21 protein-coding genes are annotated in these 23,680 nt (G+C 67.8%); 13 read left to right on the top strand and 8 right to left on the bottom strand.

Translation table 11 applies throughout. The features are described from left to right. Positions 1 to 106 precede the first annotated feature (106 nt). Together clpS and icd are read right to left on the bottom strand one after the other, a co-directional pair. A complete protein-coding gene (clpS, locus tag QLQ83_RS18860; protein ID WP_282737073.1) occupies positions 107 to 433 on the bottom strand; it encodes an ATP-dependent Clp protease adapter ClpS in 327 nt (108 codons plus the stop codon). 230 nt (positions 434 to 663) lie between these two features. Beyond that, positions 664 to 1,920: an NADP-dependent isocitrate dehydrogenase gene (gene icd, locus QLQ83_RS18855; protein ID WP_282737028.1), complete on the bottom strand. Its 1,257-nt coding sequence runs from the start codon at positions 1,918 to 1,920 to the stop codon at positions 664 to 666. 177 nt (positions 1,921 to 2,097) lie between these two features. On the opposite strand from icd, the gene QLQ83_RS18850 reads away from it, so the two are divergent. The 10 genes from QLQ83_RS18850 to QLQ83_RS18805 all read left to right on the top strand — a co-directional run bounded on the left by QLQ83_RS18850 (position 2,098) and on the right by QLQ83_RS18805 (position 13,127). Next, a complete protein-coding gene (locus QLQ83_RS18850; protein ID WP_282737027.1) occupies positions 2,098 to 4,335 on the top strand; it encodes an NADP-dependent isocitrate dehydrogenase in 2,238 nt (745 codons plus the stop codon). 135 nt (positions 4,336 to 4,470) lie between these two features. Continuing rightward, a complete protein-coding gene (locus tag QLQ83_RS18845; protein WP_282737026.1) occupies positions 4,471 to 5,082 on the top strand; it encodes a pseudouridine synthase in 612 nt (203 codons plus the stop codon). Further along, positions 5,079 to 5,528 carry an NUDIX domain-containing protein gene (locus tag QLQ83_RS18840; protein WP_282737025.1) on the top strand — a complete coding sequence of 150 codons (450 nt, stop codon included), beginning with the start codon at positions 5,079 to 5,081 and terminating at the stop codon, positions 5,526 to 5,528. Before QLQ83_RS18845 ends, QLQ83_RS18840 begins: the two co-directional genes overlap by 4 nt. 155 nt (positions 5,529 to 5,683) lie before the next feature. Then, positions 5,684 to 6,793, top strand: a complete 1,110-nt coding sequence (mnmA, locus tag QLQ83_RS18835) for a tRNA 2-thiouridine(34) synthase MnmA (protein WP_282737024.1) — start codon at positions 5,684 to 5,686, stop codon at positions 6,791 to 6,793. Further along, positions 6,793 to 7,434 (top strand): high frequency lysogenization protein HflD, encoded by a 642-nt coding sequence (gene hflD, locus QLQ83_RS18830; protein WP_282737023.1) that lies wholly within the window; start codon positions 6,793 to 6,795, stop codon positions 7,432 to 7,434. Before mnmA ends, hflD begins: the two co-directional genes overlap by 1 nt. Before the next feature lie 46 nt (positions 7,435 to 7,480). Continuing rightward, positions 7,481 to 8,845, top strand: a complete 1,365-nt coding sequence (gene purB / locus QLQ83_RS18825; protein ID WP_282737072.1) for an adenylosuccinate lyase — start codon at positions 7,481 to 7,483, stop codon at positions 8,843 to 8,845. Beyond that, positions 8,842 to 10,020, top strand: a complete 1,179-nt coding sequence (locus tag QLQ83_RS18820) for a cupin domain-containing protein (protein ID WP_282737022.1) — start codon at positions 8,842 to 8,844, stop codon at positions 10,018 to 10,020. Before purB ends, QLQ83_RS18820 begins: the two co-directional genes overlap by 4 nt. 4 nt (positions 10,021 to 10,024) lie before the next feature. After that, positions 10,025 to 10,456 (top strand): GNAT family N-acetyltransferase, encoded by a 432-nt coding sequence (locus QLQ83_RS18815; protein ID WP_282737021.1) that lies wholly within the window; start codon positions 10,025 to 10,027, stop codon positions 10,454 to 10,456. Between the two features lie 389 nt (positions 10,457 to 10,845). Further along, positions 10,846 to 12,444 (top strand): isocitrate lyase, encoded by a 1,599-nt coding sequence (locus QLQ83_RS18810; RefSeq protein ID WP_282737020.1) that lies wholly within the window; start codon positions 10,846 to 10,848, stop codon positions 12,442 to 12,444. Positions 12,445 to 12,659: 215 nt separating this feature from the next. Further along, entirely contained in the window at positions 12,660 to 13,127 is a 468-nt protein-coding gene (locus QLQ83_RS18805; protein WP_282737019.1) for an outer membrane lipoprotein, read from the top strand. A 124-nt stretch (positions 13,128 to 13,251) separates the two neighbouring features. On the opposite strand, the gene QLQ83_RS18800 is transcribed toward QLQ83_RS18805, so the two are convergent. Continuing rightward, positions 13,252 to 13,533 carry a hypothetical protein gene (locus QLQ83_RS18800; RefSeq protein WP_282737018.1) on the bottom strand — a complete coding sequence of 94 codons (282 nt, stop codon included), beginning with the start codon at positions 13,531 to 13,533 and terminating at the stop codon, positions 13,252 to 13,254. A 233-nt stretch (positions 13,534 to 13,766) separates the two neighbouring features. Here QLQ83_RS18800 and QLQ83_RS18795 point away from each other — a divergent pair, with 233 nt between their 5' ends. Then, entirely contained in the window at positions 13,767 to 14,249 is a 483-nt protein-coding gene (locus QLQ83_RS18795) for an FKBP-type peptidyl-prolyl cis-trans isomerase (protein ID WP_282737017.1), read from the top strand. Between the two features lie 80 nt (positions 14,250 to 14,329). Here the strand turns inward: QLQ83_RS18795 and QLQ83_RS18790 are convergent, their stop codons facing one another. Both QLQ83_RS18790 and QLQ83_RS18785 read right to left on the bottom strand, forming a co-directional pair. Continuing rightward, positions 14,330 to 14,974: a CDP-alcohol phosphatidyltransferase family protein gene (locus tag QLQ83_RS18790; protein ID WP_282737016.1), complete on the bottom strand. Its 645-nt coding sequence runs from the start codon at positions 14,972 to 14,974 to the stop codon at positions 14,330 to 14,332. A 1-nt stretch (position 14,975) separates the two neighbouring features. After that, positions 14,976 to 17,168, bottom strand: coding sequence for an FAD-dependent oxidoreductase (locus QLQ83_RS18785; protein WP_282737015.1), 2,193 nt, complete (start codon positions 17,166 to 17,168; stop codon positions 14,976 to 14,978). 189 nt (positions 17,169 to 17,357) lie between these two features. Here QLQ83_RS18785 and msrA point away from each other — a divergent pair, with 189 nt between their 5' ends. Further along, entirely contained in the window at positions 17,358 to 17,990 is a 633-nt protein-coding gene (gene msrA / locus QLQ83_RS18780; protein WP_282737014.1) for a peptide-methionine (S)-S-oxide reductase MsrA, read from the top strand. On the opposite strand, the gene QLQ83_RS18775 is transcribed toward msrA, so the two are convergent. Continuing rightward, the gene (locus QLQ83_RS18775) at positions 17,912 to 19,171 is read right to left on the bottom strand and encodes an MFS transporter (RefSeq protein WP_282737013.1); all 1,260 of its coding nucleotides are present in this window, start codon (positions 19,169 to 19,171) and stop codon (positions 17,912 to 17,914) included. The two genes, msrA and QLQ83_RS18775, sit on opposite strands and share 79 nt — an antisense overlap. Positions 19,172 to 19,281: 110 nt before the next feature. Between QLQ83_RS18775 and QLQ83_RS18770 the strand changes: the two genes are divergently transcribed. Next, positions 19,282 to 20,169: a LysR family transcriptional regulator gene (locus QLQ83_RS18770; protein ID WP_282737012.1), complete on the top strand. Its 888-nt coding sequence runs from the start codon at positions 19,282 to 19,284 to the stop codon at positions 20,167 to 20,169. Between the two features lie 5 nt (positions 20,170 to 20,174). Here QLQ83_RS18770 and QLQ83_RS18765 read toward each other — a convergent pair whose 3' ends face one another. Further along, a complete protein-coding gene (locus QLQ83_RS18765; RefSeq protein ID WP_282737011.1) occupies positions 20,175 to 20,792 on the bottom strand; it encodes an NlpC/P60 family protein in 618 nt (205 codons plus the stop codon). A 219-nt stretch (positions 20,793 to 21,011) separates the two neighbouring features. After that, the gene (locus QLQ83_RS18760) at positions 21,012 to 23,486 is read right to left on the bottom strand and encodes a DUF1266 domain-containing protein (protein WP_282737010.1); all 2,475 of its coding nucleotides are present in this window, start codon (positions 23,484 to 23,486) and stop codon (positions 21,012 to 21,014) included. Positions 23,487 to 23,680: the final 194 nt, after the last annotated feature.

Raw genomic sequence — 23,680 nt, 5'->3', positions numbered from 1 at the left:
TGTCGGATCATTCATGGTCCGGCATCATCAACATCGGGTACAAACGGTGCCGTTGCAAGTCTCCCTTCAACGCAGGACCGTCACTGTCCCTCTTCGACCATGCCGCTCAGTCAGCCGCCTCGATGTCGCACAGCAGCGGATGCTGACACTCTCTTGCATATTGATTGACCTGATGGCTTTTGGTTTCCGCGATGTCGCGGGTGAAGACGCCACAGGTGGCCTTTCCCCGGGTGTGCACGGTCAGCATCACCTGCACCGCGGTCTCGCTGTCCATGTGGAAGAAGGTCTGCAGCACCTCGACCACGAACTCCATGGGAGTGAAGTCATCGTTGTGCAGCACCACCTTGTACAGGGGGGGACGCGCCACCTTCGGGTCGGCATTCTGCACCGCCAGATCGCCGTCGTCCTCCTCGTGGCCCGGGGGCCGTGTCATGCCCCCCACCGGGGTCACCGTGGTCACTCGCCGCGCCACCTCATCGTCTCTACTGAACATAAGAGCCACTATCCATCTCGACAAGCCGGAGGCCGTCCATCATCTCAACCGTGATTGGACGCCACCGCGCCGGCAGGGTTCACCGCCTGGGTTCGATACCAGGACGCCTTAACGCAAAGGGCCCCCATCCGCCGGGTGGCGGACGGGGGCCCCGGGTCCGGCGTCGCGACTTACATGTTGTCGGCGACGGCCTGGCCGAACTCGGAGCACTTGAGAAGCTTGGCATCGTCCATCAGGCGATGGAAGTCATAGGTGACCTCGCCCTTGGAGATGGCCTTCTCCATGCCCTTGAGCACCAGGTCGGCCGCCTCGACCCAGCCCATGTGGCGCAGCATCATCTCCGCGGAGAGGATCAGCGAGCCCGGGTTGACCTTGTCCTGGCCGGCGTACTTCGGCGCGGTACCGTGGGTGGCCTCGAACATGGCGGTCGTGTCGGAAATGTTGGCGCCCGGCGCGATGCCGATGCCGCCCACCTCGGCCGCCAGGGCGTCGGAGAGGTAGTCGCCGTTGAGGTTCAGGGTGGCGATGACGTCATACTCGGCCGGACGCAGCAGGATCTGCTGCAGCATCGCGTCGGCGATGACGTCCTTGATGACGATCTCCTTGCCGGTCCTGGGGTTCTTCATGGTCATCCACGGGCCGCCGTCGAGCAGCTCGGCACCGAACTCCTCCTTGGCGAGCTCGTAGCCCCAGTCCTTGAAGGCCCCCTCGGTGAACTTCATGATGTTGCCCTTGTGCACCAGGGTCAGTGACTCGCGGTCGTTGTCGATGGTGTACTGCAGGGCCTGACGCACCAGCCGCTTGGTGCCCTCGACGGAGACCGGCTTGACGCCGATGCCGCAGTTCTCGGGGAAGCGGATGTTCTGGACGCCCATCTCCTCGCGCAGGAACTTGATGACCTTGTCGGCCTCCTGGCTGCCGGCCTTCCACTCGATGCCGGCATAGATGTCCTCGGAGTTCTCGCGGAAGATCACCATGTCGACGTCACCCGGCTTCTTGACCGGGCTCGGCACGCCCTCGAACCAGCGCACCGGGCGCTGGCAGACGTAGAGGTCGAGCTTCTGGCGCAAGGCGACGTTCAGGGAACGAATGCCACCGCCCACCGGCGTGGTCAGCGGGCCCTTGATGGACACCACGTAGTCCTTGACCGCTTCGAGGGTCTCTTCCGGCATCCAGGTGTCGGCATCATAGACGTGCGTGGCCTTCTCGCCGGCGTAGACTTCCATCCAGTGGATCTTGCGCTCGCCGTTGTAGGCCTTCTGCACGGCGGCATCGATGGCGATCATCATCGCCGGCGTCACGTCGACACCGATGCCGTCACCCTCGATGTACGGGATGATCGGATTGTTCGGCACGTTCAGGGTGTTGTCGGCGTTGGCGGTGATCTTCTGGCCACTCTCAGGAACGACGATCTTGTTGAACCCCATGGCGAACTCCCCTTTTGGTCTATTGAGTGGAGCCCGGAGTGTACCACTCCCCCCCAGCGGGGGTAAGCTGCGCGGGACACTTGTCGACAATCTTGATAGGCTTATCACATCCGCCGGGGCGCCCGCGCATGGCACCCCCTTCCATGCCACCGCAGTGACCAGAGAGATCCACGCCCCATGCCCCACACGCCGAAGATTATCTACACCTTTACCGACGAGGCGCCTGCGCTGGCGACCCACTCGCTGTTACCGATCATCGACGCCTTCACCGATGCTGCCGGTATCGACGTGGAAACTCGCGACATCTCCCTGGCGGCACGGATTCTCTCGCAGTTTCCCGACTACCTGGCAAAGGACCAGCGTGTCGAGGATCACCTGGCCGAACTGGGCGCCTTGGCCAAGACGCCGGAAGCCAACATCATCAAGCTGCCCAACATCAGCGCTTCCATGCCGCAGCTTCATGAGGCCATAAAGGAACTGCAGGGACAGGGCTATCCCCTGCCGGACTACCCGTACGAGCCAAAGAGCGACGAAGAGACGGACATCCGGGCCCGCTACGACAAGGTCAGGGGGAGTGCCGTCAACCCGGTGCTGCGTGAAGGGAACTCCGACCGCCGTGCGCCCAAGGCCGTCAAGGCCTATGCCCGAAAGTACCCGCATCACATGGGCGAGTGGAGCCAGGCCTCGCGCAGCCACGTCTCTCACATGCACGGCGGCGACTTCTACCACGGCGAGAAGTCGATGACCCTGGATCGCGCCCGCAAGGTGAAGATGGAACTGATCACCAAGAGCGGCCAGGCACACGTGCTCAAGCCCGATATCTCGCTGCAGGAAGGCGAGGTCATCGACAGCATGTTCATGAGCAAGAAGGCACTGCTCGAGTTCTACGAGCGGGAAATCGAGGATGCGCGCAAGACCGGCGTGATGTTCTCCCTGCACGTCAAGGCGACCATGATGAAGGTCTCGCACCCCATCGTGTTCGGCCACTGCGTGAAGATCTTCTACAAGGACGCCTTCGAGAAGCACGGCGCGCTGTTCGATGAGTTGGGCGTCGACGTCAACAACGGCATGGCGAACCTGTACGAGAAGATCGACACGCTGCCCGAGACCCAGCGCGAGGAGGTCATCCGCGACCTGCACGCCTGCCACGACCAGCGGCCGGAACTGGCCATGGTGGACTCGGCGCGCGGCATCACCAACTTTCACTCGCCCAGCGATGTGATCGTGGACGCCTCGATGCCCGCCATGATTCGTGCCGGCGGCAAGATGTACGGCGCCGACGGCCGCCTCAAGGACGTCAAGGCGGTGATGCCGGAGTCGACCTTCGCGCGCATTTACCAGGAGATGATCAACTTCTGCAAATGGAATGGTGCCTTCGACCCGGCCACCATGGGCACCGTGCCCAACGTCGGCCTGATGGCCCAGAAGGCCGAGGAGTATGGCTCCCACGACAAGACCTTCGAGGCCCCGGAGGACGGTGTCGCCAACATCACCGACCTGGAGACCGGCGAGGTGCTGCTCTCCCAGACCGTCGAGGAGGGCGATATCTGGCGGATGTGCCAGGTCAAGGATGCGCCGATCCGCGACTGGGTGAAGCTGGCGGTGGAGCGCTGCCGCGACTCCGGCATGCCGGCCGTGTTCTGGCTCGACCCCTACCGCCCGCACGAGAACGAACTGATCAAGAAGGTCAGGGCCTACCTCGAGGAGCACGACACCGACGGGCTCGACATCCAGATCATGTCCCAGGTCCGGGCGATGCGCTACACCCTCGAGCGCGTGGTCCGCGGCCTCGACACCATCTCGGTGACCGGCAACATCCTGCGCGACTACCTCACCGACCTGTTTCCGATCCTGGAGCTGGGCACCAGCGCCAAGATGCTCTCCATCGTGCCCCTGATGGCCGGTGGCGGCATGTTCGAGACCGGGGCCGGCGGCTCAGCCCCCAAGCACGTCCAGCAGCTCCTCGAGGAGAACCACCTGCGCTGGGACAGCCTCGGCGAGTTCCTCGCCATGGGAGCCTCCCTGGAGCATCTCGCCAAGCGGTTCGGCAACGCCCGCGCGACCCTGCTGGCCGAGGCGCTGGACAAGGCCACCGGTGAGTTCCTCGAGCACAACAGATCGCCCTCCCGCAAGGCGGGAGAGCTGGACAACCGCGGCAGCCACTTCTACCTCGCCCTCTATTGGGCCCAGGCGCTGGCCGCCCAGGACGAGGATACCGAACTCAAGCGACTCTTCACCCGCCTGGCCGAGACGCTGACGGCCAACGAGGCGATCATTCTCGAGGAGCTGAACGGTGTGCAGGGGCACCCGGTGGACATCGGGGGGTACTACCATGCAGACCCTGAGCTGGCCCGTGCCGTCATGCGTCCCAGCAAGACCCTGAACGACGCCCTGGCCCTGGTCGCCCAGGACTGACGTATCGCCCGAGGCGACCTGCCGCCCTCTTCGGGCGGCCCTTCCGGCTCCCGTCCGCCCTTGGCGGAGGGAGCCGTTGCGTTATGGCATCGGGCGTTGATTGACGTCAGGTACTCGGTATAGTGGAAGGACACGATGAACCTTTACCTGCTGCACAAGCCCTACCGCATGCTCTCCCAGTTCACCGACCGTCGTGTCGACGAATCGGAGCGCCGCGCGACCCTGGCCGAGGTCATCGATGTGCCCGGCATCTACCCGGCGGGTCGACTCGACCATGAGTCCGAGGGGCTGCTGCTGCTCAGCGACGACGGCGAGCTGATCCATCGCATCAGCGACCCCCGCCACAAGCAGCCCAAGTCCTACCGCGTGCAGGTAGAGGGTGAGCCCGACGAGGCCGCCCTGCAGGCACTGCGCGACGGCGTCATGCTCAAGGACGGCAGGACCCGGCCCGCGAAGGTGCGGCGCCTGGCCGAGAGCGGGCTGCCCGAACGCGACCCGCCCCTGGACACGCGACGCCACCCGCGCACCACCTGGCTGGAGCTGACGATCACCGAGGGCCGCAATCGCCAGGTCCGCCGCATGACCGCCCATGTCGGCCATCCCACCCTGAGGCTGGTCCGGGTGGCCATCGGCCCCTGGCGCCTCGACGGCCTGGCCCCCGGGCAGTGGCGACGGGAGACCCTTCACGCCCCGCGCAGGCCGCCGGCAGGCGCTCGTCGGGGCCGAGCAACAGGAGGCCGACGATGAGCCGCTGGCAGCCCTATATCAGCGTGGCCACCGTGGTGGAGCGGGCCGGGCGCTTCCTGATGGTGGAGGAGGACCGTGGCGGGCCCGAGACCCTCTTCAACCAGCCCGCTGGCCACCTGGAGCCCGGCGAGCGCATCCAGGAGGCGGCCCTTCGCGAGCTGCGCGAAGAGACCGCCTGGCAGGTAGGCATCACCGACTACCTGGGCATGTACGTCTACCGCACACCGGATGGCCTGACCTTCCACAGCCACGGCTTCTTCGGCATGGCGCTGGCCCACCTGGGCAACGAGCTGGACCCGGCCATCCTCGCCGTGCACTGGCTGACCCTCGACGAGCTCGAGGCGCTGGACCGGGAAGGCCGCCTGCGCAGCCCGCTGGTGATGCGGCGCGTCCGCGATGCCCTGGCGAGCCGCTTCTATCCCATGGACGTGATCCACGAGCGCTGAGCGGCTGAGCGGCTGAGCTGCCAAGCTGCCAAGCTGCCAAGCCAAGGCTCAAGTAGAAAGTAACGAGCCCCCTTGCTCCTTGGAACTTGGCGGCTCGGCGCTCGTATCATGTATAATCCCCGCCCATTTGAGCCATACCCGATTCGAGAGCGCCCATGACCGCCACCACAGGCAAGGTGATCGTCGGCATGTCCGGCGGCGTCGACTCCTCCGTGTCTGCCCTGCTGCTGCTGGAGCAGGGCTTCGACGTCGAAGGCCTGTTCATGAAGAACTGGGACGAGGACGACGGCACCGAGTACTGCACCGCCAAGGCCGACCTGGCCGATGCCGAGGCCGTGTGCGAGAAGCTCGGCATCCGGCTGCACACCGCCAACTTCGCCGCCGAGTACTGGGACAACGTCTTCGAACACTTCCTGGCCGAGTACCAGGCCGGGCGCACACCGAACCCGGACATCCTCTGCAACCGCGAGATCAAGTTCAAGGTGTTCCTGGAGTACGCCGAGATGCTGGGTGCCGAGAAGATCGCCACCGGCCACTACGTCCGTGGCGCCGTTCGCGACGGCCACGCACGCCTGCTCAAGGGGCTCGATCCCAACAAGGACCAGAGCTATTTCCTGCATGCCGTCCCCGAGACCGCCATCGCCCGCACGCTCTTCCCGGTGGGCGAGCTGGAGAAGCCCGAGGTGCGCGCCATCGCGGAGCGCCATGACCTGGTCACCGCGCGCAAGAAGGACTCGACGGGCATCTGCTTCATCGGCGAGCGCCGCTTCCGCGACTTCCTCAAGCAGTACCTGCCCGCCCAGCCCGGCGTGATCGAGACCCCCGAGGGCGAGGTGATCGGCGAGCACATGGGGCTGATGTATTACACCCTCGGCCAGCGTCAGGGGCTCGGCATCGGCGGGCTCGCCAACCATCCGGACGCGCCCTGGTACGTCGCCGCCAAGGACCTCGAGCGCAACGTGCTCGTCGCCGTGCAGGGCAAGCATCACCCGCTGCTCTATACCGATGCGCTGGCCACCGAGGCCATGGACTGGGTGGCCGGCACGCCTCCGGCCGCCGAGGGCCGCTACACCGCCAAGACCCGCTACCGGCAGGCCGACGTGCCCTGTACTTTCCACACGCGGGAGGATGGCGGGGTGGCGGTACGCTTCGATGAGCCCCAGCGCGCCGTCACCCCCGGTCAGTCGCTGGTCCTTTACGATGGTGAGATCTGCCTCGGCGGCGGGGTGATCCGCGAGACCTGGAACGCCACGGAGCCTGCCTGATGACCGCCTCGACCCCGATCCACCGCGCCCCGGACACCCCGACGGCCCGCCAGGCCCTGGCACTCGCCGGGGTCTTCCAGGCCGCCAGCCTGGTCGACGAGCTCGCCCGCACCGGCCAGGTCGACCAGCGCGCCTGGGAGACGCTGATTCGCGCCACCCTGGACACCAATCCCGAGAGCTTCGAGGCGATCTACGGCGGCCACCCCAACAACCTGCGCCGCGGCCTCGAGGTGCTCGAGGGTGTGGTCGGCCGCCAGCAGGTCAACCCGGTGGTGCTGCGCTATGGCTTCTCGCTGCTGATGCTGATGAACAAGCTGCGCGGCAACGATGCCATGATGGATGACCTCGGCACGCGCCTGACCCGGATCCAGGGCCAGGCCGAGCACTTCGGCGAGACCCACGAGAACGTCATCGCCAGCCTCGGCGAGGCCTATCAGGAAACCCTCTCGACCCTCAAGACCCGGATCGTCGTCCAGGGCGACCCCTCGCTGCTGCAGAGTCGCATGATGCCCGAGCGGGTGCGCGCCATCCTGCTCGCCGGCATCCGTTTCGCCCTGCTCTGGCACCAGCAGGGGGGGCGGCGCTGGAAGCTGGTCTTCCAGCGAGGCGCCCTGAAGAAGACCCTCGACCAGCTGGGCTGACCCTTCCACTTCCCTTGACCGGAACCCGACCATGCAAGCCGCTTCCCTGCCTCTCTCCGCCCTGACCGCCCTCTCCCCCGTCGACGGCCGCTACGCCGGCAAGGCCGAGGCCCTGCGCGAGCACTTCAGCGAGTTCGGCCTGATCCGCGCCCGGGTCATCGTCGAGATTCGCTGGCTGCAGCGTCTCGCCGAGCACCCGCAGATCACCGAGGTCCCCAGGCTCTCCGCCGAGGCCACCGCCTTCCTCGAGACGCTGCTGCGCGACTTCTCGCTGGAGGACGCCGAGCGCATCAAGGAGATCGAGCGCACCACCAACCACGACGTCAAGGCGGTGGAGTACTTCATCAAGGAGAAGATCGCCGGCCAGCCCGAACTGCACGCCGTCACCGAGTTCGTGCACTTCGCCTGCACCAGCGAGGACATCAACAACCTCTCCCACGGCGTGATGCTGACCGACGGCCTGAAGAGCCTGCTGCCGGTGATGCACCGGGTGGCCGACGAGATCGCCCGGCTGGCCCATGAGCACGCCGCCCAGCCGATGCTCTCGCGCACCCACGGCCAGACGGCGAGCCCCACCACCCTGGGCAAGGAGATGGCCAACGTCGCCTATCGGCTGCGCCGCCAGCTCGCGCAGATCGAGGGCGTCGAGATGCTGGGCAAGATCAACGGCGCGGTGGGCAACTACAACGCCCACCTCGCCACCTACCCGGAGGTGGACTGGGAGGCCAACGCCCGCACCTTCGTCGAGGGCCTGGGGCTGACCTTCAACCCCTACACCACCCAGATCGAGCCCCACGACTACATCGCCGAGCTGTTCGATGCGGTGTGCCGCTTCAACACCATCCTCATCGACTTCGATCGTGACGTCTGGGGCTACATCTCGCTGGGCTACTTCAAGCAGAAGACCGTCGAGGGCGAGATCGGCTCCTCGACCATGCCCCACAAGGTCAACCCCATCGACTTCGAGAACTCCGAGGGCAACCTCGGGCTTGCCAACGCCATCCTCGGCCACCTGGCCCAGAAGCTGCCGATCTCCCGCTGGCAGCGCGACCTCACCGACTCCACGGTGCTGCGCAACCTGGGCGTCGGCCTGGCCTACGGCCTGATCGCCTATGAGGCCTCGCTCAAGGGCATCGGCAAGCTCGAGGCCAATCCGGCGCGCATCGCCGAGGACCTCGATGCCAGCTGGGAGGTGCTCGCCGAGCCGATCCAGACGGTGATGCGCCGCTACGGCATCGAGAAGCCCTACGAGAAGCTCAAGGAGCTGACCCGCGGCAAGCGCATCGACCAGACCGGCTTCGCCGCCTTTATCGACACCCTGGAACTGCCTGCCGAGGTGAAGGCCGAGCTCAAGGCCCTGAGCCCGGCGACCTATATCGGCAACGCGAAAGAGCAGGCGAGGAAGCTATGAACTCCGATGCGCCGCTGCCCATGCTGGGCGGCCTGACCGCCGCCGAGTTCCTGCGCGACGTCTGGCAGCAGAAGCCGCTGCTGATCCGCGGCGCCTTCCCCGACTTCCAGTGCCCGCTGGACCCGGACGAACTGGCCGGGCTGGCCTGCGAGGAAGGCGTCGAGGCCCGCCTGGTCGAGGAACAGGGTGCCGACGGCCCCTGGCAGGTTCGCCACGGCCCCTTCGATGAGGCCACCTTCGCCACACTGCCCGAGCGGGATTGGACCCTGCTGGTGCAGGCCGTGGACCATTACGTGCCCGAGGTGGCCGAGTTGCTCGAGGCCTTCGACTTCCTGCCACGCTGGCGGCTCGACGACATCATGATCAGCTACGCTCCCCCGGGCGGCAGCGTCGGCCCCCATGTCGACCAGTACGACGTCTTCCTGCTGCAGGGCAGCGGCCAGCGCCGCTGGCAGCTGGGCGGAAAGGTCGACGACGAGGCCCCCATCCTCGACGGCATCGACCTGCGCATCCTCGAGCGCTTCGAGGTGGCCCCAAGTGATGACTGGGTGCTCGAGCCGGGCGACATGCTCTACCTGCCGCCCGCCTGGGCCCATCATGGCGTCAGCCAGTCAGACGACTGCCTGACGCTCTCGGTGGGCTTTCGCGCCCCCTCCGCGGACGAGGCGATCACGTCCTTCGCCGACTATCTCGGCGAGCAGCTGCCGGCATCGAGGCGCTACGCCGATGCCGGCATGGCGCCGCCCGAGGACCCCGCCGAGCTCGATGACGCTGCCGTGGCGCGCATGCGCCGCCTGATCCTGGAGACCCTGGACGACCCGGCCCAGCTGGCCCAGTGGTTCGGCCGTGTGATGACCCAGCCCAAGTACGTCGACCAGCTGGTCCCCACCGAGAGCCCGACCGAGGTCGAGGCCCTTGTCGCCGCCCTACAGGAGGGCGAGGAACTGGTACGAAGCCCCGGTTCGCGCTTCGCCTGGCGGGCCCTGGACGGCGACCGCGCGACCCTCTTCGCCGATGGCGACGGGCTGAACTGTGCCCTGCCCCTGGCCCGGCATGTGGCCTCCGACGCCCCGCTGGACGCCGAGGCGCTCGCCCTGCCCGGGGCCGCCGCGCTGCTCGCCCGCCTGCTCGAGATCGGCAGCCTCGGCTGGGCCGGGGACTTCGCGGAGGAGTGAGCCCATGGATACCTCCATCGAGATATGCGAAGGGGACTGGTCGGCACTCGGCGAGGCCGCCTCGGCGATTCGCCGGCTCGTGTTCATCGAGGAGCAGCGAGTGCCGCAGGAGGAGGAGTGGGACGGCCGCGATCCCGAGTGCCGCCACTTCCTGGCCCTGCACGACAACCTCCCGCTGGGCACCGCCCGGCTGCTGCCCGATGCCCATATCGGACGGGTGGCCGTGCTCGCCCAGGCCCGCGGCCTGGGCATCGGTGCGGCCCTGATGCGGGCCGCCATCGAGGCCGCCCGCCGCGATGGCCATGCCAGGGTGGAACTCGCCGCCCAGACCCACGCCCTGGCGTTCTACGAGCACCTGGGGTTCGTGGCCTTCGGTGACGAGTTCCTCGACGCGGGCATTCCGCATCGCAATATGTGCCTCGACCTGGACGCTTGAGTCGCGCCTCCCCTCCCTCCCCGAGGAAATTCGACTACAGGAAAGGCCGCTCGCCGCCCCATCCTGTAGTCGAGCTACAACGCCCTCTCCCCCCAAGGGTCAATTGCTGAAGCCCGTCACCAGGGGCCATAGTGGCTCACATGGCGAGGGTAAAACGGCTGTTTGCCTGGCGACCGACAGGATCAGGCAGATCGGCTGGCATACCCTCCCCAGGGTTCGACCAAGGCCGTAGAGACAAGCCCCGGCATCTGGTCGACCCTGACAGTACTTCGCAGGTGCAGCATAAGGCATTGCCGAATGATGCAGCAGGCGACTCCAGCGGCCGCGACACCGGTTCTTTTCCGACATCGCGATCACGAGATTCCACTCCTGACCCGAAGGATGGCCCCATGACGACATTCAAAGACGAACTCAAGGCTCTGGCTCAACTGCGTGAAGCCCAGCAGGGCAAGTGGGACAACATCAACCCCGAGCATGCCGCCCGCATGCGCGTGCAGAACCGCTTCCAGACCGGCCTGGACATCGCCCGCTACACCGCCAGGATCATGCGCGAGGACATGGCGGCCTATGACGCCGACACCTCGCAGTACACCCAGTCGCTGGGCTGCTGGCACGGCTTCATCGGCCAGCAGAAGATGATATCCATCAAGAAGCACTTCGGCACCACCAAGCGCTCCTATCTCTACCTCTCCGGCTGGATGGTCGCCGCCCTGCGCTCCGAGTTCGGCCCCCTGCCCGACCAGTCCATGCACGAGAAGACCACCGTGCCGGGCCTGATCGAGGAGCTCTACACCTTCCTGCGCCAGGCCGATGCCTGGGAGCTCAACCATCTCTTCCGCGACCTGGACGAAGCCAGGAAGGCCGGTGACCAGGCAAAGGCCGACGAGGCCATGGCGAAGATCGACGGCTTCGAGACGCACGTGGTGCCGATCATCGCCGACATCGATGCCGGGTTCGGCAACGCCGAGGCCACCTACCTGCTGGCCAAGAAGATGATCGAGGCCGGCGCCTGCTGCATCCAGATCGAGAACCAGGTCTCCGACGAGAAGCAGTGCGGCCACCAGGCCGGCAAGGTCACGGTGCCCCACGAGGACTTCATCGCCAAGATCAACGCCGTGCGCTATGCCTTCCTGGAACTGGGCGTGGATGACGGCGTGATCGTGGCCCGCACCGACTCCCTGGGCGCCGGCCTGACCCAGAAGATCGCCGTGACCAACGAACCGGGCGACCTCGGCGACCAGTACAACAGCTTCCTCGACGGCGACGAGATCGCCTCGGCCTCCGATATCAACAACGGCGACGTGGTGATCAAGCAGGACGGCAAGCTGGTCAAGCCCAAGCGCCTGGCCTCCGGCCTCTACGAGTTCAAGCCGGGCACCGGCGAGGATCGGGTGGTGCTGGACTGCATCACCAGCCTGCAGAACGGTGCCGACCTGCTGTGGATCGAGACCGAGAAGCCCCACGTCGGCCAGATCGCCGGGATGGTCAACCGCATCCGCGAGGTCTGCCCGGACGCCAAGCTGGTCTACAACAACAGCCCGTCCTTCAACTGGACCCTGAACTTCCGCCAGCAGGTGTTCGATGCCTGGGAGCAGGAAGGCAAGGACGTCTCCGCCTACGACCGCAACAACCTGATGAGTGCCGACTACGACGACACCGAACTCGGCCGGCTGGCCGACGAGTGGACCCGCAACTTCCAGCGCGACGCCGCCCGCGAGGCCGGCATCTTCCACCACCTGATCACCCTGCCGACCTACCACACCGCGGCCCTCTCCACCGACAACCTGGCCAAGGGCTACTTCGGCGACGAGGGCATGCTGGCCTATGTGGCCGGGGTGCAGCGCAAGGAGATCCGCGAGGGCATCGCCACCGTCAAGCACCAGGACATGGCGGGCTCCAACATCGGTGACGACCACAAGGAGTTCTTCCACGGCGAGGCGGCACTCAAGGCCGGCGGCAAGGACAACACCATGAACCAGTTCGGCTGAGGCCACTGGCGGTAACGACTGGAACCCTTGGGAGGCCGATTGGCCTCCCTTTTTTCATATTGTTGACCGCAAGGCGACGCTACACTCGTGGCAGGAAGCCCGACGCGCTGGCCAAGCCGGTTCGCAGTGGGTAGACTCGTTAAAGAACACTGTCCATTAACCTTTGGTCACCATCCGGGACCGAGTGTTCGTCACGGACATCAAGGAGATCCTGCATGAAACGCCTTCTTCCCGTTCTGGCCATCGGCATCCTCACCCTGGCCGGCTGTGCCAACACCGCCCCCTATTCGGGCAACGTCTACAGCGGCAATCAGGCCAAGTCGGCCCAGACCGTGACCTTCGGGACCATCACCGCCCTGCGCCAGGTGCAGATCCAGGCCGACAGCCGCGCCGGCGGCCTGCTCGGCTCCGGCGGCGGTGCCGTGATCGGCGGCCTGCTCGGCAACCAGGTGGGCGGCGGCAGCGGACGCCAGCTGGCCACCGTGGCCGGCGCCATCGGCGGCGCCGTGGCCGGCACCAAGGTCGAGGAGTCGACCAACCGCATCACCGCCTGGGAAATGGAGATCCGCCAGGACAACGGCCGGAACGTGGTCGTGGTCCAGAAGGCGGACCAGAACTTCCAGGTCGGCCAGCGCGTCCGCCTGATCGGCAGCGGCAGCAGCGTCAGCGTGGCCCCCTACTGAGAGTGATGCTGGTCGCCTCGGGAGCATGGGCGGCCGTCAATGAACAAGGCCCGCGGAGCGATCCGCGGGCCTTCCTCGTTGCGTTCTTGTTGCGTTGGTGACATCCGGCGTCGCCGGGACATCCTCAGTGCAGGTCGACCTTGTTCATGGCCCAGCCGGCCAGCTTGGTGGCGACCAGCGCCACCAGGCCAATCACGATCACGGTGAAGAGCATGTCCACGGGCCGCACGATGAAAGTGGCACCCAGAACTGCCAGGGCCGGACACCATACCCAGCGATCATCCTCGCTGCGCAGTACGGCAGGCAGCAGCTTGTCGAGGATACCGCTGACGGAAGCCTCCCAGCGTTTGAGGAAGAGATACAGGAACACGGCGAAGGCGATCAGCCAGATCAGGGTCAAGGTCATGGCACTCTCCATGGAAGGGTCGATAGAAGGGAATCGGGAAAACGGACTCAGGCAAGGGTATCCCTGCCGGGTAGGCCACGCAACCGTCCGAAAGTCCCCCGACCCGGGACCGCAAAGGCGTGAATGCGGCTCAGGCTCGGCCCTCACATCCTGAATTTCCTCCATGCCCCTGACAGTCGCTTGACTGCCGCGTTACCATGTCGTGCTACATGCACTCACCGAAAGGTTCATCAATGCAGATTGCGCAGAATTCCGTTGTCGCGTTCCACTACACCCTGACCAACGATGCAGGTGAAGTGCTGGACAGCTCGGAAGGCCGCGAGCCGCTGACCTATCTCCACGGCGCCGGCAACATCATTCCGGGCCTCGAGAAGCAGCTGGAAGGGCGCGCCTCCGGCGACAAGCTCCATGCCAAGGTTGCCCCGGAAGAAGGCTACGGCGAGGTCCAGCCTCAGCTCGTGCAGGAAGTGCCGCGTGACGCCTTCCAGGGCGTCGACAGCGTCGAGCCGGGCATGCAGTTCCAGGCCCAGACCCAGGGCGGCCCGCTGATGGTCACCGTGACCAAGGTCGAGGGCGACACGGTCACCGTCGACGGCAACCATCCGCTCGCCGGCCAGTCCCTGAACTTCGACGTGGAAATCGCCGAGGTCCGCGAGGCCAGCGAGGAAGAGGTCGAGCACGGCCACGTGCACGGCGAGGGCGGCCACGAGCACTGAACGTACGCGGTGACCGCACCGGCTGCCGAGAGGCGAGACCGGGATCACGAAGGGGCAGCCATGGGCTGCCCCTTCGTCGTTCAGGGAGGCGATCGTTTCGGGCGCTCCTGCTCGAAGGCCCGCAAGGTGCGATGACCGCCCCACAGTCGGGTGGCGGTAGTCACCAGGCAGGCCCCGCCGAAGACCATCGCCAGCAGCGCGAAGTGGGCGGGGAACAGGCAGAAGAGCACGAAGGCCAGTACGGTCTCCGTGCCCTCGGTCAGGCCATGCAGGTAGTAGAAGGCCTTCTGCTGGAAGCGCGGCCGCTCGAGGCCGTGGCGGGTGGCCATGATGGCGAAGGCCAGGAAGGAGGTCCCGGTGCCGATGAAGGCGAACAGCAGGAAGGACGCCGCCAGGGCATTGGCCGCCGGGTCGGCCAAGGCGAAGCCCAGCACCACCGCCGCGTAGAAGACGAAGTCAAGGCCGATGTCGAGGAAGCCCCCGGCGTCGCTCGCCTCCCCCGTCAGCCTGGCGAGCGCGCCGTCCAGCCCGTCGCCGAGGCGATTGAGCAGGATGACCACCAGCGCCGGCAGGTACCAGCCGAGAGCCAGCAGCGGCAGGGCCAGCATCCCCACCAGGAAGGCGGCGACCGTCACCTGATCGGGGCGCACCCTGAGCGTCGCGAGACCGCGGGCCAGGGTCGACAGCGGGCCCTGGGTCAGCGGCATGGTCCAGCGGTCGAGCATGCTAGTTTCCTGCCTCGTCGGTCCCGTCGCCACCCCGACGCCAGGCGAAATAGCGCGCCAGCCAGCCCAGCAGGCGCTCCGGCTTGTGGGCATTCTTCCAGACCCCGGCCGTGGCCTTGACCGCCTCGCTGTGGGTCGGATAGGGATGGATGGTGCCCAGCAGCTTGTTGAGCCCGATGCCGCGGGTCATCGCCAGGGTGAACTCGGCCAGCATCTCCCCCGCCCCCTGGCCGACGATGGTGGCCCCGAGAATCCGGTCACGGCCGGGCACGGTCAACACTTTCACGAAGCCGCGGGTACTGCCCTCGGCAATGGCGCGATCCAGCTCGCTCAAGGCGTAGCGCGTGACCTCGACCTCGACGCCCGCATCGAGGGCCTCCCGCTCGTTGAGCCCGACCCGCGCCACCTCGGGGTCGGTAAAGGTGACCGCCGGCAGGGCTCTATAGCTCACCCGGAACCGTTTGAGCTCGCCGAACAGCGCATTCACCGTGGCATGCCAGGCCTGATGGGCGCTGGCGTGGGTCAGCTGGTAGGGTCCCGCCACGTCGCCGCAGGCCCAGACATTGGGCAGCACGCTCTGCAGGGATTCGTCCACGGCCAGGGTGCCGTCGGGCCGGGTCTCGACACCGAGGGCCTCGAGGCCCATTCCCTCGACGTTGGCCTGGCGTCCTACCGCGACCAGCAGGTGGGAGAAGGGCAGCCGCTCGATCACCGGTTCGCCCTGGGCGTCGCGCCGCTCGACCTCCAGGGCATGGCCACCGCCCTCCTCGGCCACCAACCGCAGCGCCCGAGTGGCGAGATGGACGGCCAGGCCCTCCTCGCCCAGCCGGGCCTCGACCTCGCTGGCCACCTCCCGGTCTTCACGAGGCAGCAACTGGCCGCCCATCTCCACCATCGCCACCCGGCTGCCCAGCCGGGCGAAGCTCTGGCCCAGCTCGCAGCCGATCGGACCACCGCCCAGCACTACCAGGCGCTCGGGGAGGGTCTCGAGTCGCCAGAGGTTGTCGGAGGTGAGCACCTCGATCTCCTCCAGGCCGGGCAGCGGCGGCACGCGCGGCCGTGCCCCGCTGGCGATGATCACATGGCGCGTGGTCAGTACCCGCTCGCCGTCGGCGTCGCGGATACGCACTCGCCAGGGATCCTCAAGCACGGCATCACCGGCGATCACCTCCACGCCCAGCCCCTCGTAGCGCTCGCGACTGTCGTGGGGCTCCACCTCGCGGATGGCGCGGTGGACATGGCCCATCACGGCGGCAAAGTCCACCTCGGGCGCCCCGGCGCTGACCCCGTACCGCGGGGCCTCGCGGATCTCGCTGGCGACCCGCGCGGCCCGGATCAGCGCCTTGGAGGGGACGCAGCCGGTGTTCAGGCAGTCCCCGCCCAGGCGGTCGCGCTCCACCAGCGCCACCCGGGCCTTCACCGCCGCGGCGATGTAGCTGGCGACCAGCCCGGCCGATCCGCCGCCGATCACCACGATGTCCTGGTCGAAGTGTCGCGGGCGGTCGAAGCGGCGGGCCAGTTGGCGCCGCTTGCCGATGGCCACCAGGGCACGGGCCAGCCAGGGAAAGAGGCCAATCAGCACGAAGGAACCGATCAGCCCCGGGGAGAGGACCCCGGAGAGCGACTCCAGGTTGCCGAGTTCGCGCCCCGCGTTCACGTACACCGCCGTGCCCGGCAGCATGCCGACCTGGCTGACCCAGTAGAAGGTCCGCAACCGCATGCGGGTGAGCCCCATCACCAGGTTGATGACGAAGAAGGGGAAGAGCGGGATAAGTCGCAGGGTGAAGAGATAGAAGGCCCCCTCGCGCTCGATGCCGGCGTTGATGCGGGCGAGCTGCGTGGCAAAGCGCCGCTCCAGCGGTGCGCGCGCCAGGGTGCGGGCGATCAGCGCGGCCAGCGTGGCACCGAGGGTGCTGGCGAAGGAGATCAGCAGCAGCCCCCAGCCGAAACCGAACAACGCCCCGCCGAGCAGGGTCAGCAAGGTCGCCCCGGGCAGCGAGACGGCGGTGATCGCCACATAGATCAGGAAGAAGCCGCCGGCGACGGTCAGCGGTTCCGCGGCCAGCCAGGCCTGGAAGCGATCCTGCTCGGCCTGCAGGTTGTCGAGGGTCAGGGCCTGATTGGCGCCGCTGAGGAAGTAGGCCGCGACCAGCAGGGCGATCACGGCCGCGAGTATCAGGCGTCGTCGTGTCAAGGGGGGACTCCCGTAGGTAAATGATGAAGGTCACCGCATCCGCGGACGTTGAAGACGCCCCTCTGTCGTGGTGGAGGGAAGAAACTTACGCGGAAGCGCCCCTGGTGTCCTGAAAGGAAATGGATCGATATGGAACCCAATGTCATCACTTCTCTCCAACCTATCATCCCTGTCCCGTGGAGCCATACGATGAGCCTGCTGCCCTTCCCTGCCTTTCGCCGCCTGACCCTGCTTGCCCTGCCGACCGTGCTTGCCATCGCCGGCACCGCCCAGGCCGATGAAGAGACCGCGAGTGCCGTCTTCGCCGGCGGCTGCTTCTGGTGCATGGAGGAAGCCTATGACCAGGTCGAGGGGGTGCTGGAGACCACGTCCGGCTACAGCGGCGGTCGCACCGAGGACCCGACCTACGAGCAGGTAACGGCAGGCGGCACCGGCCACGCCGAAGTGGTCAAGGTCGACTACGACCCCGACCGGGTGGACTACGAGACCCTGCTGCACGTGTTCTGGCGCAACATCGATCCCTTCGCCGAGGACCGCCAGTTCTGCGACAAGGGCGCCTCCTACCGCAGTGCCATCTTCCCCCTGGACGCGGAGCAGCGCGCGCTGGCCGAGGCCAGCCGGGACGCCGTCGCCGAGCGCTTCGACGAGCCCATCGCCACCGAGATCAACGACTTCGAGGCCTTCTACCCGGCCGAGGCGTATCACCAGGACTACTACCTCGAGAACCCGGTGCGCTATCGCTTCTACAAGTCGGCCTGCGGCCGGGTCGAGCGGCTCGAGGAGGTCTGGGGGGACGAGGCCGGCGCCAGCGCGGCGTCCTGATCCTCGCGGCGTTCGCGCCGCCACAGCCAGGCGGCCAGCCCCAGGGTCACCGCCAGCATCAGCCAGGAGGCCAGCGCCACGCCGTTCCAACCGGCGGCCCGCCAGAACGGCTCCAGCCAGAAGCCCCCCAGGCTGGCGCCGCTGTAGTAGAACACCAGGTAGAGGGCGGAGGCGCTGCCCCGCGCCGAGCCAGCCCGACGCCCTACCCAGCTCGAGGCCATGGAGTGGGCCAGGAAGAAGCCGAAGGCGTTGAGGGTCAGCCCGGCGATGATCCAGCCGAGCGACCCGGCCAGGGTCACGGCCGTGCCGCCGATCAGGATCAGGATCCCCAGCATCATGCACACCGGCTGAGACCAGCGGGCGGCGAGCCGGCCGGAGAGCGAGGAGCCCAGGGTACCCCCCAGGTAGGTCAGGAAGATCAACCCGAGCACCCGAGTCCCCAGCCCGAAGGGGGCATCGGCCAGCCGGAAGGTGATGTAGCTGTACTGATTGATGAAGATCAGGAAGTTGAGCCCGCCGAGCAGGTAGGCGCCGAACAGCAGCGGGTTGCGAAGGTGTCCGCCGAGGTCGGCCAGGGCCCCGCGCAGCTCGAAGCGCCTCGGCGTGAAGGCAGGGGCAGCGGGCAGCAGCTTCCAGAACAGCACCAGCCCGACCAGCGTCATCGCCCCCACCACCAGGAAGCTCGCCGGTGCCCCGCCGACCTCGGCCACGGCGCCGCCCACCACCCGGCCACTGATGCCGCCCAGCGAGTTGGCGCCGATATAGAGCCCCACCGCCGAGAGCAGGGCCGGGCGCTCGAACTCGTCGCCCATCCAGGCGATCGCCACCGCCGGCAGCCCGCCCAGCACGAAGCCCTGCAGGGCGCGCATCGCCAGCAGCGTCTCGAAGTTCGGCGCGAAGGCCAGTCCCAGCGAGAGCAGCCCGGCCGCCAGCAGGGTCAGGCGCATGATGGCGCCCCGGCCTATGGCATCCGAGAGCGGGCCGAAGACCAGCAGCGAGGCGGCCAGCGCCAGCGTGGCGACCGACATCACCAGGCTGACCCCCAGGGTCGAGACCTCGAAGGTCCCGCGCAGCGCCGGCAACAGCGGCTGTGGGGCATAGAGGTTGATGAAGACCAGAAAGGAGCCCAGGCACAGGGCCAGGGTCGCGCGCCACCAGGCGCGGGTATGTGCGGCGATCATGGCGTCCTCCGACTTGGCAGGCCATGATCCACCGGCGAGAATGATAAGCCAAACAGAATATCCAGATCATCATCATCTGGCTTGCTTATGACTCGAATCCCGGAGCACCGATGAGCCTGCCCTTCGACCTGCGCACCCTCAGGGTCTTCCTGGCCGTGGCCGACCAGGGGGGCTTCACGGCCGCCGCCCGGGCCCTCCACGTGGCGCAGTCGGCGGTCAGCCAAACCATCGCCGGCCTGGAGAAGCGCCTGGAGCTGCCGCTCTTCCACCGCCACGAGCGACGCATCGCCCTGACCCCGGAGGGCGAGGCCCTCCTCCCCCACGCCCGGGCGCTGCTCGAACGCGCCGAGGCCGCGCACCTGGCCATGCGCGAGCTGCACGGCCTGGTCAAGGGCGAGGTGCGCATCGGCATCCCCTCGATGCTCGGCTCCTACTACTTCCCCCCGCTGCTGATGGGCTTCAAGGCCCGCCACCCCGGCATCCGCCTGACCGTGGTGGAGGCCGGTGCACGCCGCCTGCAACGCATGATCGCCGACGGCGAGCTGGACCTGGGCGTTGTGATCGACGACGACAGCAGCCGTCACCTGGAGCGGCGCCGCCTGGTACGCGAGGAGATGGAGGTCTGCGTGCCGCGGGAGCACCCCTTCGCCCGGCGCTCGAGCGTCTCCGCCGAGGCCTTCTTCGGCGAGACCCTGGTGCTGTTCCAGGATGGCTACTTCCATCGGGAGTTCGTCGATGCCCTGGCGCGCGCGACCGGCACCACGGCCGATATCGCCTTCCAGTCGAACCTGATACCGCTGACCAAGGCGATCGTCCGCCAGGGCTTCGGCATCACCACCTTCCTGCGCCGGGTGGTGGAGGAGCCGGAGCTTCAGGCGGTCTCCTTCGACCCGCCTGCCTGGCTGGACCTGTCGCTGGCCTGGGGACGCGGCGCCTACCTGTCGCGGGCCGAGCAGGCCTTCCTGGACTTCGTGATGGCCCACCGCGAGGTGCTCTAGCCGAGTCAGCCCTCGCCGGTCTCGCCCAGGCGCCGGGCCAGCAGAGTCGGCTCCAGGGTGCGCCTCGCCTGCCAGAAGTGACGCCGCCAGAAACGATTGTCTAGCTCGGAGATCATCACGCCCCGGGAGGTGGAAGCGTGCAGGAAGCGGCCCTCGCCGACATAGATGCCCACATGGCGGTAGACGCCGGGAGGACGGAAGAACACCAGGTCACCGGGGCGCAGGGCATCACGCTCGACCTCGAGGCCGGCCCGCACCTGCTCCTCGGTGGTGCGCGGCAGGTCGAAGCGGAAGGTGTCGCTGAAGACGTTCTGCACCAGGGCCGAGCAATCGATTCCGCGGAAGGAGCTGCCGCCCAGTCGGTAGGGCGTGCCGGCCCAGCGCTCGTGCTGGGCCAGCAGGGCCCGGCGGATCAGCGTCGGGGGCGGGTTGTGCAGGCCGCGGGCTTCCAGGATGGGATTGTCCACGGGCGACATCAGCGGGTCGGCGGGCATTCCCGGCAGATCCCGGGCGAAGTAGGCGCCAACGGCCTCCTCCCCGATGCCACTCGGCGCGGCACAGCCGACCAGCAGCGCCAGCGATACCCCCATGGCGGTGATGCGACACACGCGTTTGACCAGCATCCTGCGACGACCTCGTTCCCTGAGCCGCACCCGGCCCGACGACGCCCTGCGTCTCCCGGCTCCGGATGGTGTCGCTGTGGCAGTGCTGCCGGAAACAGGCCCGGTGCACTGCCAGAGCGGCCTGTCGGCGGCTCGCTGCCTGGCAAAGGCTCCCGACAGGAGGAGCCATGTCATCAATCTCGGTGACTATAAACCATACTTTATTATCAAGGCGAGCGGTTAGTGGAGGGTACGGCTGTCGCCCGGCAGCGTATCGATATGCAGCGGCGCCCAGTGGCGCGGCCGTGCCCCGGGAAAGTCGAGGCTGGCCCAGGCCCCCGCCAGCGGCGGCGCCCCCGAGAGCCAGGCCACCAGCGCCTGGCGGAAGCCTGCCAGGAAGCTCTCGCGCTCCGGGGTCTCGCCCATGAAGAACGAGAAGCCGGCGTGCAGCCCGCGGGCATACTCCTCCCAGCCCGCGTAGTGCTCGCCGGCCAGCCCATGGGCACGCTCGAGCAGGCCCTGGAACGCCCCCTCGCCGAGCCACCCCAGCTGACGGCCGGCAATGGCCAGGTCCACGGCCTGGGCGATGTCCCAGGCCGCCAGGTCGACCTCGTTGCAGCCGTCCTCGTTGTCCCTGACCCGCTGCAGGCGGAGCAGGTGAGCCCCCTCCTCCTCGCTGCACTCCCCGCTCTCGAGAGTGGCGATCTCGGAGGCCAGCCGACCGTGGTTGAGCGTGTAGGGGGCATAGTTGATCTGGTACTCTTGGCGATCGCCGACCTCGATCAGGTACTCGAGGAACTCGTCCAGCTCCGCCTCCCCGTGAAGGGCATAATGCCCATCGACCCAGTCGCGGATGGCCGCGCACTCGCGCTCGCTCTCCGGCTGCGGCAGGCTCCAGGCCGGGCTGTTGAGTGGCCCGACCAGCGCCATGGCGGTGAAGTGGACAAGCGTCGGTCGCGGCCCGGGCTCGAGCCAGGCCCCGGCGCGCCAGTCGAGCCAGTGGAAGAGGCTCCCGGGGTCCTCCAGATGCCAGCGGATCTCGGCGACCATCGGGGGCTGTTCGGGCTCGGGCAACAGGCTCTCCCAGTGGGCCCAGGCCTGAAGGAGGCGACGGGCGTCGGGGTAGAAGCGGCACAGCGAGCCCTGCAGGGCCTCGGCCAGGCGGGCCAGGCGAGTCGCGTCGAAGTCCCCGCTGTCCATGGCCATCTGCAGATGAAAGGCGAACTTCTCAGCCATGTGGATGGTGGCGGCGTGACGGCTCGCCTGCCTGAGGGCATCGCGGCTCGCCAGCTCGTCCGGGACCGGGTGGCCGAAGGGCGTCTCGGCCGGCGGCAGGGCGCCATGGGCGGCATCGGCCGCCAGCTGGTTGAGATGGTGGGCCTGGGCCGGCAGCCAGTAGCGGGAGAGCGCCTCGACGCCCTCGTCGGCATGCAGGTCGAGGGTCTCGACCAGGTAGCGGCGCGCCTCCTCGCGTCGCGCGACCGGCAGCTCGGGCACTGGCCCCTGGCGGGCGGCGAACTCGGGCTCGCGCACCGCGGCCAGCGCCAGCGTCCAGTGGCGGGCATCGCCACGCCAGGCGCGCAGGGCGACGCGCGAAGCCTCGATGAGCTCCTCCGTCACCAGCCCCTGCAGGGCCGGGCGCCAGGGACTCACCGGCGAGTGCAGCAGCAGCGCCCAGTCCGCCTGGAGGGCGGGCAGCAGGTTGCGCCCCTCGAATAGGCTGCGCCCTCGCTGGTAGGCCCGTGCCAAGGCCGCCCAGTCGCTATAGCGCCGCAGCGCCAGGTCGGCGCCGTGGACGGCGAAGTCGCGGGCCTCTCGCGTTTCGAGCCAGCCCAGGCAGGCGCCGGCCCAGGCCAGGTCGATCAGCCGCAGCCAGTCCCACGCGGCCCACTCCAGCGGTTCCCCCTGGTCGAGGAAACCCAGCAGCACCCGACCGTAGTCGCGCTCGCCCCCCGCCAGCGTCTCCCGCCACTGCCGGCGCACCTCGGCGTCAGCCTCGAGCAGTCGTCCAGCATCCAGGTCCCAGGCCTGACGGTCGCCCTGGGAGGCCAGCCACAGCAGGCTGCGCACCAGGTCCTCGCGGCTGCGGATCTGCCAGGCCTCCTCCAGCCAGACCGACAGCCCCTGCCAGTCGTGGGGTCCGGCGGGCAGCTCGACGACCGGCGAGAAGGCGGCGCGCAGCCGCCAGACCTGATCTTCGGGGGCCGTCGGCCAGAGCGCGGGCGGTGTGGCATGGGTGGCATGGGTGGCCAGCCACTCCTGCAGCATGTCCCAGGTCACGCCAGCCCGGTCGTGCTCCAGGGCCGAGAGGGCCTCGCAGGCCTCGAAAAAGCCGTCATCGCCTCGCACCCAGCCCTCGGCGCTGCGGGCATGCAGCAGCCCCTGCAGCCAGGCATCGAGGCTCGAGTGATGGGCGCTGACCTCCTCGGCCAGCCGCTGGGCCCAGGCCCGCGCGCGCGCCTCGCCGAGCCAGCCCGCGGCGCCGCCCAGGGCAGTGACCTCCAGGCCGGCCAGGAGCCTGGCCGGGTCGACGCCGGCACCGCCGGTGCCCAGGGACTCCAGCAGGCACCAGCCCAGCTCACCGCGGTCGACCACCCCGAGGGCTGCCAGCCGCTCGACGGCCGCCTCGGCCTCCGCCGTCAGGGGATCGGGCGTGAAGGCCCAGTCACACAGCACCAGCTGCTGGGCCCACCAGGCATTCAAGGGATCGACCAAGGCTCACCTCGCGATAAATCCGGAACAGAAACGTGCCGCGCCGCGAACCGCGGCGAGTCGGCGCCATAGTGTAGCGGAAAGCGTTGCCGGCGCCGATGGCCGAGTGGCCACCGGCCGTGAAAAACGGGCGGTGCCGGGGCTTGGCGACTTGTTTTAAATAATGCACACTCGTCCAACAAGATGATCAACCCCGA

The organism is Halomonas rhizosphaerae (genome assembly GCF_030010555.1).
GTDB classification, from domain to species: domain Bacteria; phylum Pseudomonadota; class Gammaproteobacteria; order Pseudomonadales; family Halomonadaceae; genus Halomonas; species Halomonas rhizosphaerae.
This window is presented reverse-complemented; position numbering and strand designations above follow the sequence as displayed.